This is a genomic window from Streptomyces sp. NPDC001410 (assembly GCF_042895235.1).
GTDB lineage: Bacteria > Actinomycetota > Actinomycetes > Streptomycetales > Streptomycetaceae > Streptomyces.
The window spans coordinates 24,417-39,224 of the sequence record NZ_JBIAWE010000014.1; the positions used below are offsets into that span (position 1 = coordinate 24,417).

Annotated in this window: 12 protein-coding genes; 9 read left to right on the forward strand and 3 right to left on the reverse strand. The window is 71.7% G+C overall.

Translation table 11 applies throughout. The features are described 5' to 3' along the window. The first annotated feature begins 268 nt into the window (after nucleotides 1-268). The 7 genes from ACFY3C_RS28880 (at nucleotide 269) to ACFY3C_RS28910 (ending at nucleotide 10,771) form a co-directional block, all read left to right on the forward strand. On the forward strand, nucleotides 269-1,795 hold the full coding sequence (locus ACFY3C_RS28880) for a leucyl aminopeptidase (RefSeq protein WP_386574376.1): 1,527 nt from the start codon (nucleotides 269-271) through the stop codon (nucleotides 1,793-1,795). 246 nt (nucleotides 1,796-2,041) lie between these two features. Further along, nucleotides 2,042-3,430 carry a dihydrolipoyl dehydrogenase gene (gene lpdA / locus ACFY3C_RS28885; RefSeq protein WP_386574377.1) on the forward strand — a complete coding sequence of 463 codons (1,389 nt, stop codon included), beginning with the start codon at nucleotides 2,042-2,044 and terminating at the stop codon, nucleotides 3,428-3,430. A gap of 62 nt (nucleotides 3,431-3,492) precedes the next feature. After that, complete coding sequence (gene sucB, locus ACFY3C_RS28890) at nucleotides 3,493-5,256, forward strand: 2-oxoglutarate dehydrogenase, E2 component, dihydrolipoamide succinyltransferase (RefSeq protein WP_390772806.1); 1,764 nt, start codon at nucleotides 3,493-3,495, stop codon at nucleotides 5,254-5,256. A 301-nt stretch (nucleotides 5,257-5,557) separates the two neighbouring features. Then, entirely contained in the window at nucleotides 5,558-6,181 is a 624-nt protein-coding gene (locus ACFY3C_RS28895) for a GntR family transcriptional regulator (protein ID WP_386574379.1), read from the forward strand. A 260-nt stretch (nucleotides 6,182-6,441) separates the two neighbouring features. Continuing rightward, nucleotides 6,442-9,144 carry a pyruvate dehydrogenase (acetyl-transferring), homodimeric type gene (gene aceE, locus ACFY3C_RS28900; RefSeq protein ID WP_390772807.1) on the forward strand — a complete coding sequence of 901 codons (2,703 nt, stop codon included), beginning with the start codon at nucleotides 6,442-6,444 and terminating at the stop codon, nucleotides 9,142-9,144. Between the two features lie 77 nt (nucleotides 9,145-9,221). Beyond that, a complete protein-coding gene (locus ACFY3C_RS28905) occupies nucleotides 9,222-10,196 on the forward strand; it encodes a helix-turn-helix transcriptional regulator (RefSeq protein ID WP_390772808.1) in 975 nt (324 codons plus the stop codon). Between the two features lie 56 nt (nucleotides 10,197-10,252). Then, nucleotides 10,253-10,771, forward strand: a complete 519-nt coding sequence (locus ACFY3C_RS28910) for a DUF4240 domain-containing protein (protein ID WP_386574488.1) — start codon at nucleotides 10,253-10,255, stop codon at nucleotides 10,769-10,771. Here ACFY3C_RS28910 and ACFY3C_RS28915 read toward each other — a convergent pair. Further along, entirely contained in the window at nucleotides 10,761-10,964 is a 204-nt protein-coding gene (locus tag ACFY3C_RS28915; RefSeq protein ID WP_386574382.1) for a hypothetical protein, read from the reverse strand. The two genes, ACFY3C_RS28910 and ACFY3C_RS28915, sit on opposite strands and share 11 nt — an antisense overlap. 65 nt (nucleotides 10,965-11,029) lie before the next feature. Continuing rightward, nucleotides 11,030-11,956 (reverse strand): peptidoglycan recognition protein, encoded by a 927-nt coding sequence (locus ACFY3C_RS28920; protein WP_389183942.1) that lies wholly within the window; start codon nucleotides 11,954-11,956, stop codon nucleotides 11,030-11,032. A gap of 136 nt (nucleotides 11,957-12,092) precedes the next feature. On the opposite strand from ACFY3C_RS28920, the gene ACFY3C_RS28925 reads away from it, so the two are divergent. Continuing rightward, on the forward strand, nucleotides 12,093-13,286 hold the full coding sequence (locus ACFY3C_RS28925; RefSeq protein ID WP_390772809.1) for a MarP family serine protease: 1,194 nt from the start codon (nucleotides 12,093-12,095) through the stop codon (nucleotides 13,284-13,286). Nucleotides 13,287-13,292: 6 nt separating this feature from the next. Here the strand turns inward: ACFY3C_RS28925 and ACFY3C_RS28930 are convergent, their stop codons facing one another. Beyond that, nucleotides 13,293-13,781 carry a GNAT family N-acetyltransferase gene (locus ACFY3C_RS28930; protein WP_390772810.1) on the reverse strand — a complete coding sequence of 163 codons (489 nt, stop codon included), beginning with the start codon at nucleotides 13,779-13,781 and terminating at the stop codon, nucleotides 13,293-13,295. A gap of 82 nt (nucleotides 13,782-13,863) precedes the next feature. Here ACFY3C_RS28930 and ACFY3C_RS28935 point away from each other — a divergent pair, with 82 nt between their 5' ends. Beyond that, nucleotides 13,864-14,757: a TIGR01777 family oxidoreductase gene (locus ACFY3C_RS28935; RefSeq protein WP_390772811.1), complete on the forward strand. Its 894-nt coding sequence runs from the start codon at nucleotides 13,864-13,866 to the stop codon at nucleotides 14,755-14,757. The last annotated feature ends 51 nt before the right edge of the window (nucleotides 14,758-14,808 follow it).

Consider the following 14,808-nt stretch of genomic DNA (forward strand, 5'->3'; position numbering starts at 1 on the left):
GCAGCCGGCCCGCCTGACCCGATGAGAGTGGCTCAGCTCACCGACGTCCGGGGGTGAGAAGTGGCCACGACGCCACGCACAGGTGAACACCCGCAGGCATGAGCGAACGGTCGCACGCGCGTAGTCTCGTCACGGGTGTTCGCCGACAGGGTGAAGGCCCCGGTTGCCACATGCCCCAAGGCCTGGACCTAGGGTCGGCTCTCGGGCCCGGTCGACCCACCCCTCATCGGCCACAGCAACTTCACATCGGAAGCGAGATTTCACCACCGTGACTGCTCTGACTCTCAGCACCGCCGCGGCGCCCGGCCTCCGGGCCGACGCGATCGTGATCGGTGTCGCCAAGGGCGCCAAGGGACCCGTCGTCGCGCCCGGCGCCGACGCCGTGGACAACGCGTACGACGGCAGGCTGGCCGGCGTCCTGGAGACCCTCGGTGCCTCGGGTGCCGAGGGCGAGCTGACGAAACTGCCCGCCCCGGCCGGCTTCAAGGCGCCGCTCGTGGTGGCGGTGGGCCTGGGCGCGGAGCCCGAGAAGGACGCCGGTTACGACGCCGAGGCGCTGCGCAAGGCCGCCGGCCTGGCCGCCCGTGCGCTCGCCGGGTCCAAGAAGGCCGTGTTCGCGCTGCCCATCGACGACGCGGGCGCCGTCGGCGCGATCGGGGAGGGCGTCCTGCTCGGCGCCTACACCTTCGACGCGTACAAGGACTCCGGCAAGGATGCCAAGGCCAAGAACGGCAAGGCGCCGCTGGCCGAGGCCGCGCTGCTCGGCGGCAAGCCGCGGGACGCGGCCCACAAGAGCGCCGTGGCCCGGGCCGTCGCGGTCGCCGAGGAGCTGAACCGCTCCCGTGACCTGATCAACATGCCGCCGAACGACCTCACCCCGGCGACCTTCGCCGCCCAGGCGCAGGCCGCGGCCAAGGAGCACGGCCTCAAGGTGCAGGTGCTCGACGACAAGGCCCTGGTCAAGGGCGGCTACGGCGGCATCATGGGCGTCGGCGGCGGTTCGGCCGCGACCCCGCGCCTGGTCAAGCTGTCGTACACGCACCCGAACGCGGAGAAGCACCTGGCCTTCGTCGGCAAGGGCATCACCTACGACTCGGGCGGCATCTCGCTGAAGCCGGCCGGTCACAACGAGACGATGAAGTGCGACATGAGCGGTGCCGCCGCCGTGTTCGCCGCGGTCGTCGCCGCCGCCCGCCTCGGCCTGGAGGTCAACATCACCGGCTGGCTGGCGCTGGCCGAGAACATGCCCTCCGGCTCCGCCGTGCGCCCCGGTGACGTGCTGCGCATGTTCAGCGGCAAGACCGTCGAGGTGCTCAACACCGACGCCGAGGGCCGGCTGGTCCTGGCCGACGCGCTGTGGGCGGCCTCGCTGGAGAAGCCGGACGCGATCGTGGACGTGGCCACGCTGACCGGCGCGATGGTGCTGGCGCTGGGCCACCGGACGTTCGGGGTCATGGCCAACGACGACGCCTTCCGCACGGCGGTGTACGAGGCCGCGGAGGAGGTGGGCGAGCCGGCGTGGCCGATGCCGCTGCCGGAGCACCTGCGCAAGGGGATGGACTCCCCCGTCGCCGACATCGCGAACATGGGCGAGCGGATGGGCGGCGGCCTGGTCGCCGGTCTGTTCCTGAAGGAGTTCGTCGGCGAGGGCATCACCTGGGCGCACCTGGACATCGCCGGGCCGGCCTTCAACGAGGGCGGTGCATTCGGTTACACGCCGAAGGGTGGTACGGGCAGCGCGGTGCGGACGCTGGTGCGGCTCGCGGAGCTCACCGCAGCGGGTGACCTCGGCTGAGGTTGATTCCTTTGCCGTAACGGCTCCGGGGTGTTCTTCACTCCGGAGCCGTTTTCTCCTGTTGCCCTCCACCAGTGCGATGTGTCACACCCCGGCCCGGCGTCTCGTCCGCCTCGAACAAGTGCAAAGATGGAGCCCGGCAGGACAGGGCCCCCACCGAAGGGCCGAAGCATCAAGCGGCCGGACACCAGCCGCCCGCCGGTCATCGGAGATCGGCGTAAGGCGCACATGCATGGAGGACGTGACGTGGCGAACGACGCCAGCACCGTTTTCGACCTAGTGATCCTCGGCGGTGGTAGCGGTGGTTACGCCGCGGCCCTGCGCGGGGCGCAGCTGGGCCTGGACGTCGCCCTGATCGAGAAGGACAAGGTCGGCGGCACCTGCCTGCACCGGGGTTGCATCCCCACCAAGGCCCTGCTGCACGCGGGCGAGATCGCCGACCAGGCTCGCGAGAGCGAGCAGTTCGGCGTCAAGGCCACCTTCGAGGGCATCGACGTCCCGGCCGTCCACAAGTACAAGGACGGTGTCATCGCCGGCCTGTACAAGGGTCTGCAGGGCCTGATCGCCTCCCGCAAGGTGACCTACATCGAGGGTGAGGGCCGTCTGTCCTCCCCGACCTCCGTCGACGTGAACGGCCGGCGCATCCAGGGCCGCCACGTCCTGCTGGCGACCGGCTCCGTGCCGAAGTCGCTGCCGGGCCTGGCGATCGACGGCAACCGGATCATCTCGTCCGACCACGCCCTCGTCCTGGACCGCGTGCCCAAGTCCGCGATCATCCTCGGCGGCGGTGTCATCGGCGTCGAGTTCGCCTCGGCGTGGAAGTCCTTCGGCTCGGACGTCACGGTCATCGAGGGCCTCAAGCACCTCGTCCCGGTCGAGGACGAGAACTCCTCCAAGCTTCTCGAGCGCGCGTTCCGCAAGCGCGGCATCAAGTTCAACCTGGGCACCTTCTTCCAGAAGGCCGAGTACACCCAGGACGGTGTGAAGGTCACCCTCGCGGACGGCAAGGAGTTCGAGGCCGAGGTCCTCCTCGTCGCCGTCGGCCGCGGTCCGGTCTCCCAGGGCATCGGCTACGAGGAGCAGGGTGTCGCCATGGACCGGGGCTACGTCCTGGTCGACGAGTACATGCGCACCAACGTTCCGACCATCTCCGCCGTCGGTGACCTCGTCCCGACCCTCCAGCTCGCGCACGTCGGCTTCGCCGAGGGCATCCTGGTGGCGGAGCGTCTGGCCGGTCTGAAGGTCGTTCCGATCGACTACGACGGTGTCCCGCGGGTGACGTACTGCCACCCGGAGGTCGCCTCCGTCGGTATCACCGAGGCCAAGGCCAAGGAGATCTACGGCGCGGACAAGGTCGTCGCTCTGAAGTACAACCTGGCGGGCAACGGCAAGAGCAAGATCCTGAACACCGCGGGCGAGATCAAGCTCGTCCAGGTGAAGGACGGTGCCGTGGTCGGCGTCCACATGGTCGGCGACCGCATGGGTGAGCAGGTCGGCGAGGCCCAGCTGATCTACAACTGGGAGGCGCTGCCGGCCGAGGTCGCCCAGCTCATCCACGCCCACCCGACGCAGAACGAGGCGATGGGCGAGGCGCACCTGGCGCTCGCCGGCAAGCCCCTGCACTCCCACGACTGAGCCTTCGGTCCACGGGCGCGACGACACAGACTTCCGCAAATTCGTAAGGAGAAACCGAAACCATGGCGGTTTCCGTAACCCTTCCGGCGCTCGGTGAGAGCGTCACCGAGGGCACTGTCACCCGCTGGCTGAAGGCCGAAGGCGAGCGCGTCGAGGCCGACGAGCCGCTGCTCGAGGTGTCGACCGACAAGGTCGACACCGAGATCCCCTCGCCCGCCGCCGGTGTGCTGGCCTCCATCAAGGTCGCCGAGGACGAGACCGTCGAGGTCGGCGCCGAGCTGGCGGTCATCGACGACGGCACGGGTGCGCCCGTTGCCGCTCCGGCCCCCGCGGCCGCCGAGGCTGCGGCCCCGGTCGCCGAGCCCGCCCCGGCGCCGGTCGCCGAGGCCCCTGCGGCTCCGGCCGCCCCGGCTCCCGCCCCCGCTGCCGCTCCGGCCGGTGGCGCCACCGGCACGGACGTGGTCCTGCCCGCGCTCGGTGAGTCCGTCACCGAGGGCACCGTCACCCGCTGGCTGAAGTCGGTCGGTGACTCCGTCGAGGCCGACGAGCCGCTGCTCGAGGTCTCCACCGACAAGGTCGACACCGAGATCCCGGCGCCCGCCTCCGGCGTGCTCCTGGAGATCGTGGTCGGCGAGGACGAGACCGCCGAGGTCGGCGCCAAGCTCGCCGTCATCGGCGCCGCGGGTGCGGCTCCGGCCGCCGCCCCGGCCCCCGCCGCCCCGGCTCCGGCCCCCGCTGCTCCGGCCCCGGCCGCCCCCGTGGCCCCGGCCGCTCCGGCGCCCGCGCCCGCCCCGGTCGCCGCCGCCCCGGCTCCGGCCGCCCCGGCCCCCGCGCCGGTGGCTCCGGCCCCGGTCACCCCGGCTCCGGCCGCTCCGGCCGCCGCCCAGGCGACCGACGAGGGCGCCTACGTCACCCCGCTGGTGCGCAAGCTCGCCGCCGAGAACGGCGTCGACCTGGCCACCGTCAAGGGCACCGGCGTCGGCGGCCGCATCCGCAAGCAGGACGTCATCGCCGCCGCCGAGGCCGCGAAGGCCGCCGCCGCTGCTCCGGCTCCGGCCGCCGCTCCGGCAGCCGCCAAGAAGGCCCCCGCGCTGGAGGTCTCCCCGCTGCGTGGCCAGACCGTCAAGATGCCCCGCATCCGCAAGGTCATCGGCGACAACATGGTCAAGGCGCTGCACGAGCAGGCCCAGCTGTCGTCGGTCGTCGAGGTCGACGTCACCCGCCTGATGAAGCTGCGCGGCAAGGCGAAGGACTCCTTCGCCGCCCGTGAGGGCGTCAAGCTCTCCCCGATGCCGTTCTTCGTCAAGGCCGCCGCCCAGGCGCTGAAGGCCCACCCGGTCATCAACGCCCGGATCAACGAGGCCGAGGGCACGATCAGCTACTTCGACACCGAGAACATCGGTATCGCGGTGGACTCGGAGAAGGGCCTGATGACCCCGGTCATCAAGGGTGCGGGCGACCTGAACATCGCCGGCATCGCCAAGGCCACGGCCGACCTGGCGGGCAAGGTCCGCGCCAACAAGATCACCCCGGACGAGCTGTCCGGCGCGACCTTCACCATCTCCAACACCGGTTCGCGTGGCGCGCTGTTCGACACGATCATCGTGCCGCCGAACCAGGTCGCGATCCTCGGCATCGGTGCCACGGTCAAGCGTCCGGCCGTCATCGAGACCGAGGAGGGCACGGTCATCGGCGTCCGCGACATGACCTACCTGACCCTCTCCTACGACCACCGCCTGGTCGACGGCGCCGACGCGGCCCGTTACCTGACGGCGGTCAAGGCGATCCTGGAGGCGGGCGAGTTCGAGGTCGAGCTCGGCCTCTGATTCCCTGAGATCAGGCAGTACGAAGCCCCGCCCGGAGCCTTCCGGGCGGGGCTTCGCCGTTCCAGCGGGGCAAGCCGCAACTCCCCAGGGGCGCGGGGCCGTATCGATGTGCGGCTCCGCCGCGTGGGCGCGAGCAACCACAAACCACCCGCGGTCGCCCGGAGACAGTCCGCACCGAGCTGTCAGGCGCCGCAAGTCCCATGTGCGCCTCGTCTCACCTGCACGAAAGCACCCCCATGCATCCCCCCGAAGCGCCGCACGGCCTTATTGTCTAAACGTCAGCCCTCCCGAAGGAGCCCTCATGACCGCCCCCGTCATCCACTCGCTGCGCGAACAGATCCGCGAGCACATCGTGGAGGGAATCGTCAGCGGTCGCTGGCAGCCGGGCGAGCGCATCGTGGAGCGGCGGATCGCCACCGAGCTGGAGGTCAGCCAGACGCCGGTCCGGGAGGCCCTGCGCGAGCTGGAGTCCCTGCGGCTGATCGAGTCCGCGCCGAACAAGGGCGTACGCGTACGGAACCTGACCGCGGCCGACCTGGAGGAGAGCTACCCCGTCCGAGCCGGCCTGGAGGCCATCGCGGCGGAGCTGGCGGCCGAACGCCTCGCGGAGGACTGCTCGGCCCTGGAGCCGCACGTCCTGGCCCTGTACGAGGCCGATCACAAGGCCGACGGCACGGCCCAGGTCCGCCACACGGTCGGCTTCCACCGCGAGCTGGTCCGCGCGGCGAACAACTCGGTGCTGCTGCACACCTGGGAGGGCCTGGGCATCGAGGTGTTCACAGCGCTGTCGATCCGCTGGCTGGGCACGGTCCAGCAGTCGTACGCGGAGGAGCACGAGGAGCTGGTGCAGGCCTTCAAGCGCCGGGATCCGCGCATCGCCGAGCTGGTGAAGGCCCACGTCCTGGGCTGCGCCCCGAGGGCTTGATTCACCCGAGCATACCGTCGCTCACCTGCGAAAACCCCGGTCAGATGCGGCACCGGGTGCCCGTTTCAAAGGCACCGGGTGCCTACTTTCTCGAAATCGAGAAGTTTTGCCCCGCCACCCTTTGATCGATCATCGATCAGGGGGTTACAGTCGCCGACGGACTTCTACCGAAGCCCGCCTGCCCTGTCCTGCCAAAGACCAAGGGCACCCCCGAACCCTTACCGATGAGGGAACCCCCTTCGACTGAGGAAGGCGGCGACATGACCGACCCCAACGCCATCCAGCCGAGCGCGCTCGACCAGCTCCCCGACCGCGACCCCGAGGAGACCGCCGAATGGCGGGCCTCCCTGGACGCCGTCGCCAGGGAGGCCGGGCCGCACCGCGCCGCGTACCTGATGCGGCGCACGCTGGAGCGCGCCGAGGCGGGCGGCATCGCGCTGCCGAAGCTCCTCGAGACCGACTACGTCAACACCATCCCCACCGCCGCCGAGCCAGCCGTTCCCGGTGACGAGGCGATGGAGACCCGGATCACCGCGTGGAACCGCTGGAACGCGGCCGCCATGGTGACCCGCGGCTCGAAGTACGGCGTCGGCGGCCACATCGCCACCTTCGCCTCCGCGGCCTGGCTCTACGAGACGGGCTTCAACCACTTCTTCCAGGGCAAGGAGGCCGACGGGTCCGGCGACCAGCTCTACATCCAGGGCCACGCCTCCCCCGGCATCTACGCCCGCGCCTTCCTGGACGGCCGGCTGAACGAGGGCCACCTCGACAACTTCCGCCAGGAGTCCGGCGGCAACGGCCTGCCCTCCTACCCGCACCCGCGCCGCCTGCCCTGGCTGTGGGAGTTCCCGACGGTGTCGATGGGCCTCGGCCCGCTCTCCGCGATCTACCAGGCGCGCTTCAACCGGTACCTCACCAACCGCGGCATCAAGGACGTCTCCGCCTCGCACGTGTGGGCGTTCCTCGGCGACGGCGAGATGGACGAGCCGGAGTCGACGGCGGCCCTCGCGCTCGCCGCCCGTGAGGAACTGGACAACCTCACCTTCGTCATCAACTGCAACCTGCAGCGCCTCGACGGCCCGGTCCGCGCCAACTTCAAGATCGTGCAGGAGCTGGAGGCCCAGTTCCGCGGCGCCGGCTGGAACGTCATCAAGACGCTGTGGGGCTCGGCCTGGGACGAGCTGTTCCAGCTCGACACCACCGGCGCGCTGGTACGCCGCCTGCGCGAGGTACCGGACGCGCAGATCCAGACGTACCAGACCCGCGACGCCGCCTACATCCGCGCCGACTTCTTCGGCAAGGACCCGGCGCTCGTCGAGATGGCGAAGCTGCTGAGCGACGACAAGATCCTCGAGTGCTTCCACCTCTCCCGCGGTGGTCACGAGGCCCGCAAGGTCTACGCCGCGTACAAGGCCGCCGTCGAGCACAAGGGCGCGCCGACCGTGATCCTGGCCCAGACGGTCAAGGGCAACACCCTCGGCGAGGGCTTCGCGTCGAAGAACGCCAACCACCAGATGAAGAAGCTGACGGTGGACGAGTTCAAGACGATGCGGGACCTGCTCGACCTGCCGATCAAGGACAGCGACTTCGCCGACGGCCAGGTGCCCTACGGCCACCCGGGCGCGGACTCCCCCGAGGTCCGCTACCTCCAGGAGCGCCGCGCGGCCCTCGGCGGCCCGGCCCCGGCCCGCCGCACGCACGCGCTGGCCCCGCTGCCCGCCCCCGCCGAGAAAGCCTTCGCCTCCTTCGACAAGGGCTCCGGCTCCCAGAACGTGGCCACCACCATGGCCTTCGTCCGCCTGGTCAAGGACCTGGTCCGCGACAAGGAGACCGGTAAGCGCTGGGTGCCGATCGTCCCCGACGAGGCGCGCACCTTCGGCATGGAGAGCCTCTTCCCGTCCCTGGGCATCTACTCGCCCAAGGGCCAGACGTACGAGCCGGTCGACCGCGACCAGCTGATGTACTACAAGGAGGCCAAGAACGGCCAGATCCTCAACGAGGGGATCACCGAGGCCGGTTCGATGGCCGACTTCATCGCCGCGTCCAGCGCCTACGCAACGCACGGCGAAGCGATGATCCCCTTCTACATCTTCTACTCGATGTTCGGCTGGCAGCGCACGGCCGACCAGATGTGGCAGCTCGGCGACCAGCTCGGCCGCGGCTTCCTCGTCGGCGCGACGGCGGGCCGTACGACCCTGACGGGCGAGGGCCTCCAGCACGCCGACGGCCACTCCCCGGTGATCGCGGCCACCAACCCGGCCGCCCTCACCTACGACCCGGCGTTCGCGTACGAGATCGCGGTCGTCGTCCGTGAGGGTCTGCGCCGGATGTACGGCGAGGCCAAGCCGGGCGAGGACCAGAACGTCTTCTACTACCTGACGGTCTACAACGAGCCGCTGCCGCAGCCGGCCAAGCCGGCCGGGCTCGGTATCGACGAGGGCATCGTCAAGGGTCTGTACCGCTTCAACACGGCGGAGTCCGCGGGCGTGACCGCCCCGGCCAACGCCCCGCGCATCCAGCTGCTCGGCTCGGGTACGGCGATCCACTGGGCCCTTGAGGCGCAGCAGCTGCTCGCCGAGGAGTGGGGCGTGGCCGCCGACGTGTGGTCCGCGACCTCCTGGTCCGAGCTGCGCCGTGACGCGATGGAGGCCGACGCGGCCCTGCTGCGCGGCGAGGAGCGGGTGCCGTACGTCCGCCAGGCGCTGCAGGGCGCCGAGGGCCCGGTCCTGGCCGTCTCCGACTACATGCGCCAGGTCCCGGACCAGATCGCGCAGTGGGTCGAGCAGGACTGGTCCTCGCTGGGCGCCGACGGCTTCGGCCTGTCCGACACCCGCGAGGCGGCCCGCCGCCACTTCGGCGTCGACGCCCAGTCGATCGTCGTCGCGGCCCTGGCCCAGCTCGCCAAGCGCGGCGAGGTCAAGGCGACCGCGGTGAAGGAAGCCCGGGAGAAGTACGGGCTGTAGTCACCTGAGTCCTGAGAAGGGGTACGGCAAGCTGCCGTACCCCTTCTTTGTCAGTGGCCCCCGGCATCATGAGACGCATGCGTGCGGCCCGGCTCATCAAGATGGTGCTTCTCCTCCAGTCCCGCCCCTCCATGACCGCCGCCGAGCTGGCCCGGGAGCTGGAGGTGTCGGAGCGGACGGTCACGCGGGACGCGCAGGCGCTGTCGGAGGCCGGGGTGCCCGTGTACGCCGACCGGGGGCGGGCCGGCGGGTACCGGCTGATCGGCGGCTATCGCACACGGCTGACGGGGCTCGCGCGCAGCGAGGCCGAGGCCCTGTTCCTGAGCGGGGTGCCGGGGGCGCTGCGGGAGATGGGGCTGGACGACGTGGCCTCCGCGGCCCGGCTGAAGGTCTCCGCGGCCCTGCTGCCCTCCCTGCGGGACGCCCCGGACAGCGCGGCCCAGCGGTTCCATCTGGACGCGCCCGCCTGGTTCCGGGAGCCGGAGACACCCGCGCTGCTGCCCGTGATCGCCGAGGCGGTGTGGGACGACCGGCGGATCGGGGCCGTCTACCGGCGCGGGGAAGCTGTCGTCGAGCGGGACTTGGAGCCGTACGGGCTCGTGCTGAAGGCGGGTGTCTGGTACCTGTGCGCGCGGGTGGCCGACGGCGGCGCCTTCCGGACGTACCGGATCGACCGGTTCGGTGCCGTCGAGGCCCGTGACGAGCGCTTCAGCCGTGATCCGGAGTTCGACCTGCCCCGCTACTGGGCCGAGCAGGCCGAGCGGTTCGCCCGGTCGATCCTGCATGCCGAGGTCGTCGTACGGCTGTCGCAGGCCGGCGTGCGAAGACTTCCGTACGCCGTCGATCCCGCTTCCGCTCGGGAGGCGTTGGCGGGCTCCGGCGCCCCGGACGGGGAGAGGTGGGTGACGGTGACCCTGCCGGTGGAGTCGGAGGAGGTCGCGCACGCGCAGCTGACGGCGCTGGGCCCGGAGGTCGAGGTGCTGGCCCCGGAGAGTCTGCGGGAGCGGTTCATGCGCGATGCCGTACGCCTCGGCGCTCTGTACGGGAGATAACGATCCGCCCCACTCCGCGTGCGCCCCACCGGCTCAGGCCCGATGCTGGACCCGTGATGGAAGAGTCGGAGTTCTGGGAGCTGATCGACACCACCCGCGAGGCCGCCGAGGGCGACCCCGAGGAGCAGGCCGACCTGCTCGTGGACCGGCTGCTCCAGCTGGACCCGGAGACGGTCCTGGACTTCGCCCGGCACTTCGAGTCCCGCTACAACCGCGCCTACCACTGGGACCTGTGGGGCGCCGCCTGGGTGCTGCTGGGCGGGGCCAGCGATGACGCGTTCGACTATTTCCGCTGCTGGCTCATCGGCCAGGGCCGGGAGGTCTTCGAGGGCGCCCTGCACGCCCCGGACTCGCTGGCCGAGCTGCTGGACGACTTCGACGAGGAGATCGACGGCGACGGCGAGGAGCTGGGGTACGCGGCGGACGAGGCCTACGAGCAGCTCACCGGCACCGTCGCCCCGGACCTCGGCATCGCGTCCACGAGCGACGAACCGGAGGGCACCCCGATCGACTTCGAGAACGAGGCGGCCCTCGCCGAGCTGTATCCCCGGCTTTCGGCGCGTTTCAAGAGCTGACTCCGGGCGCGTGCAACGGGGGCGCCGCGTTGGCCCGGTCGAGTGCCGAGGCCGTCGCGGCGGCCGGTCCGACCACGACCGCCGCGACCACGCAGACGACGGTCCAGGGGCGGCGCACCGCCCGCGCCCACACGGAGCCCGCCGGCCCGGACTGCCGGGCCTGCTCGTCCTGCTGCCGCGTACGACCGCTCATCGTGTCCCCACCTCCAGTCGGCGCATCTCCCGCTGAGTGCGTGCCTCGACGGTAGGGCGGCGACCTCAGGGGGTGCGGTGAGTCGCCTGTGGCGTTCCTGTGGGCACGGGTCCGGCGGGGACGCGGCCCTGCAGGCGGGCGGCGGTCTGCCTGATCTCCGGGAGCCTGGCGGACAGGGCGGCGCCCGGGCAGCTGGTCATGAAGCCGTCGTTGTGACCGGCCACGGCGGGCAGGGTGACGGTGCTGCCGGCCTTGTAGCGGCTGAGGCCGTTGCTGGAGACCAGGCGGGTGCGGGAGCGCGGGTCGACGTCGGCGAGGCCGAGCTTCCAGGCGGCGAGGGTGGCGATCGCGTCGGTCATGGCCTGCGGCACGGCGACGCCGGCGGTGAAGGTGCCGAGGGCGGCGATGCCGGTGGTGCGGTGGTTGAAGCCCTGGGTGTGGGCGCCGGTGACGGGCCGGTCGACGCCTCCGGCGCGGCCTTCGTAGATGGTGCCGCAGCGGTCGACGAGGAAGTTGTAGCCGATGTCGTCCCAGCTGCGGGGGCCGGTCTGGCCGGCATAGAGGTCGCGGATGATGCGGGGCGCCTCGGCGCAGTCGTAGTGGTTGGGCGAGTCGGTGTGGTGGACGAAGACGGCGACCACCTTGTCGTCGTAGCGCGGGGGCGGCTGGCTGTGCGTGGCCGCGGTGCTGTCCAGCCAGGCGGCCCGGGGCACGATCAGCGGCCGGGGGGCGCGGTGGGCCTGCTGGGGCCGGTCCGCGGCGGGCCGGCCGATCCGGACCTCGACGGGGCGCTCGACGCCGCGGGCGAACAGGACCAGCGTGAGGACGGCGGTCAGGCCGGGCAGACAGCCCAGCAGCACCAGTACGGAACTGGGCACGCGCACGGCCCGCCGCTTCCGCGTCCCTCGCGATCTTCGGAAGACAGGCATGAGCCCACTGTCGGGCCGGTCCGCCGGGCTCGCGATGTGTGCTGTGCCACCCGGTGGAACCATCGTCCTGGTGGAGGACGTTTCTGGGGATATACGCACACGTGGCCGGTTCGCCGTCCGGTGGCCGCTCTCGCACGCGCGTGACTGATCATCGGGCCCGCCCCGGCCGTATTAGGGGGTCCGAGAGAAAGGCGGCTCCGTGGACCTGCTCGACCTGGTGCTCGCACTGGTGATCCTCGTCTACGCGGCGTCCGGTTACCGGCGCGGGCTGGTGGCCGGATGTGTGTCCCTGGCGGGGTTCGTGGGCGGCGCGGTCGTCGGCGTGTGGGTGCTGCCGTGGGTGACCGGCACGGTGGCGCGCGGCTCGTCGGCCGCGACCGTGCTGGCGGTGCTGACGGTGCTGGTCCCGGGGGTGGTGGGGCACGAGCTGGCGGGCCGGCTGGCGCTGCGGCTGCGGCGGGAGCTGGACCGGGAGGGCCGGGGTCCGCTGCGGGTCGCGGACGGCATAGGGGGTGCCGCGGCCAACTCGGTCGCGGTGCTGATCGTGGCCTGGGTCGCGGCGAGCGTGCTGGGCGCGTCCTCGTCGCAGACCCTGACGACGGCCATACGGAACTCGGCGTTGCTGGGCACGGTGCAGCAGACGATGCCGGAGACGACCCCCGTGTGGTTCTCGCGGGCGACGTCCGCACTGACCGAGGCGGGCTTCCCGCAGGTCTTCAACCCGTTCGAGAACGAGTCGACGGCCCAGGTGCCCCGGCCCACGGGCGACAGCGTGACGCCGGCCGCGACCGAGGCCGCCAAGCGGAGCACGGTGAAGATCGAGGGCGCCTCCGGCACCGAGGGCCGGGAGGGCAGCGGCTTCGTGTACGCGTCGCGGCACGTGATGACGAACGCCCACGTGGTGGCGGGCATCGACCACCCGAGCGTGCGGGTGGGCGGGGTCGGGCGGTCGTACGAGGCCCGGGTGGTGCTCTTCGACCCCGACCGGGACGTGGCGGTGCTGTACGTGCCCGAACTGCGCGCCCCGGTGCTGCGGTTCGACCGGAGCGCCGCGCGCGGCGACTCGGCGGTGGTCGCGGGCTATCCGCAGGACGGGAACCTGAACCTGCAGGCGGCGACGGTGGCGAACCGGGTGCGGGCGACCGGCCAGAACATCTACAACAACCACACGGTCACCCGGGAGATCTACTCGATCCGCTCGACGGTCCGGCCGGGCAACTCCGGCGGCCCGCTGCTGACCACCGACGGGCGGGTGTTCGGCGTGGTCTTCGCCCGCTCCACCTCGGACGCCGAGACGGGGTACGTGCTGACGGCGGCCGAGGTGGCGAGCGACGCCGGACACGCGGCCACGGCGACGGCGCCGGTGGACACGGGCCAACTGGTCACGTCGTAGGGCGGCTCACAGGGCACGGCCCATGAGCACGTCGTCGACGTACACGCCGTCGAGCAGGAACTCCTCCGGCTGGACGCCCTCGACCACGAACCCCTCGGACTCGTAGAGCCCGCGCGCCAGGGTGTTGTGCCCGAGCACGCGCAGGGTGATGCGGCGTGCGCCGCGCCTGCGCGCCTCCTCGATCGCGGCCCGGGTCAGCGCCCGGCCGACGCCCCTGCCGCGGGCGTCGTCATGGACGGCGAGTCCCTGGATCTGCCGTACGTGCGCGTTCGCGGCGAGCGAGGTGGGGAAGCCGAGGCGGACATAACCGACGATGCGTCCGTCGAGTTCGGCGACGAGCGTGTCCTCGGGGCTGTGCCGCTCGCTGAAGAAGGGGTCGTACGGCGGCTGCGGCTCCGGCGTGACCGCGTGCAGGGTGGACCACGTGGCCTTGTCGAGGAGGGTCAGCTCCTCGACGTCGGCCGGCAGGGCGATGCGTATGGACGGCTCCGGCATGACGGCCACCCTATGACGGTGGATGACGCCGACCCACGCGTTTTTACGCGCATCCTGCAGGCCGACGGCGCATGCTGAGGTCATGGAACTTTCAAGAATCGCCGTGGCCGGTGCGTCCGGTCTCATCGGCAGCGCCCTGGTGCGGTCCCTGACCGCGGACGGGCACGAAGTGGTGCGCCTGGTCCGCCGTGCGCCCCGGGACGGGAGCGAGGTCCGCTGGGACCCCGAGCGGCAGCAGGTGGACGCGGCCGGGCTGGTCGGCTGCGACGCGGTGGTGAACCTCGCGGGGGCGGGGATCGGCGACCGGCGCTGGACACCGGAGTACAAGCGGCTGGTCCGGGACAGCCGGGTGCTCGGCACGGCGGCGCTGGCGGAGGCGGTGGCCTCGCTGGACACACCGCCGCGGGTCTTCGTGAACGGCAGCGCGATCGGCATCTACGGCGACACGGGCGACCGGGCCGTGGACGAGGACGCGCCACCCGGGGACGGGTTCCTGCCGTCGCTGTGCGTGGAGTGGGAGGAGGCGGCGGCGCCCGTGCAGGAGGCGGGCGTGCGGACGGTGTTCGTGCGCACGGGTCTGGTGGTCGCGCGGGGCGGCGGGGCCTGGGGGCGGTTGTTCCCGCTGTTCAAGGCGGGGCTCGGGGGGCGGATGGGCGACGGACGGCAGTACTGGTCGTATGTCGCGCTGCACGACGAGGTCGCCGCGATCCGGTATCTCATCGACCAGGACACGCTGTCCGGGCCGTTCAACCTGACCGCGCCCCAGCCGCTGACGAACCGTGAGATCACCGAGGCGATGGGGCGGGTGCTGCACCGGCCGACGCTGTTCGCCGTCCCGGCGCCGGTGCTGCGGACGGTGCTGGGCGAGATGGCCGGGGAGGTGCTGGGCAGTCTGCGGGTGGTGCCGAAGCGGCTGCTGGAGTCGGGGTTCACCTTTGCGTTCCCGGGGATCGACGACGCGATCCGGGCGGCCTGAGAGGACGCCGTGCGTGCGGCCGGGGAGGACGCCGTGCACGCGGCCGGGGAG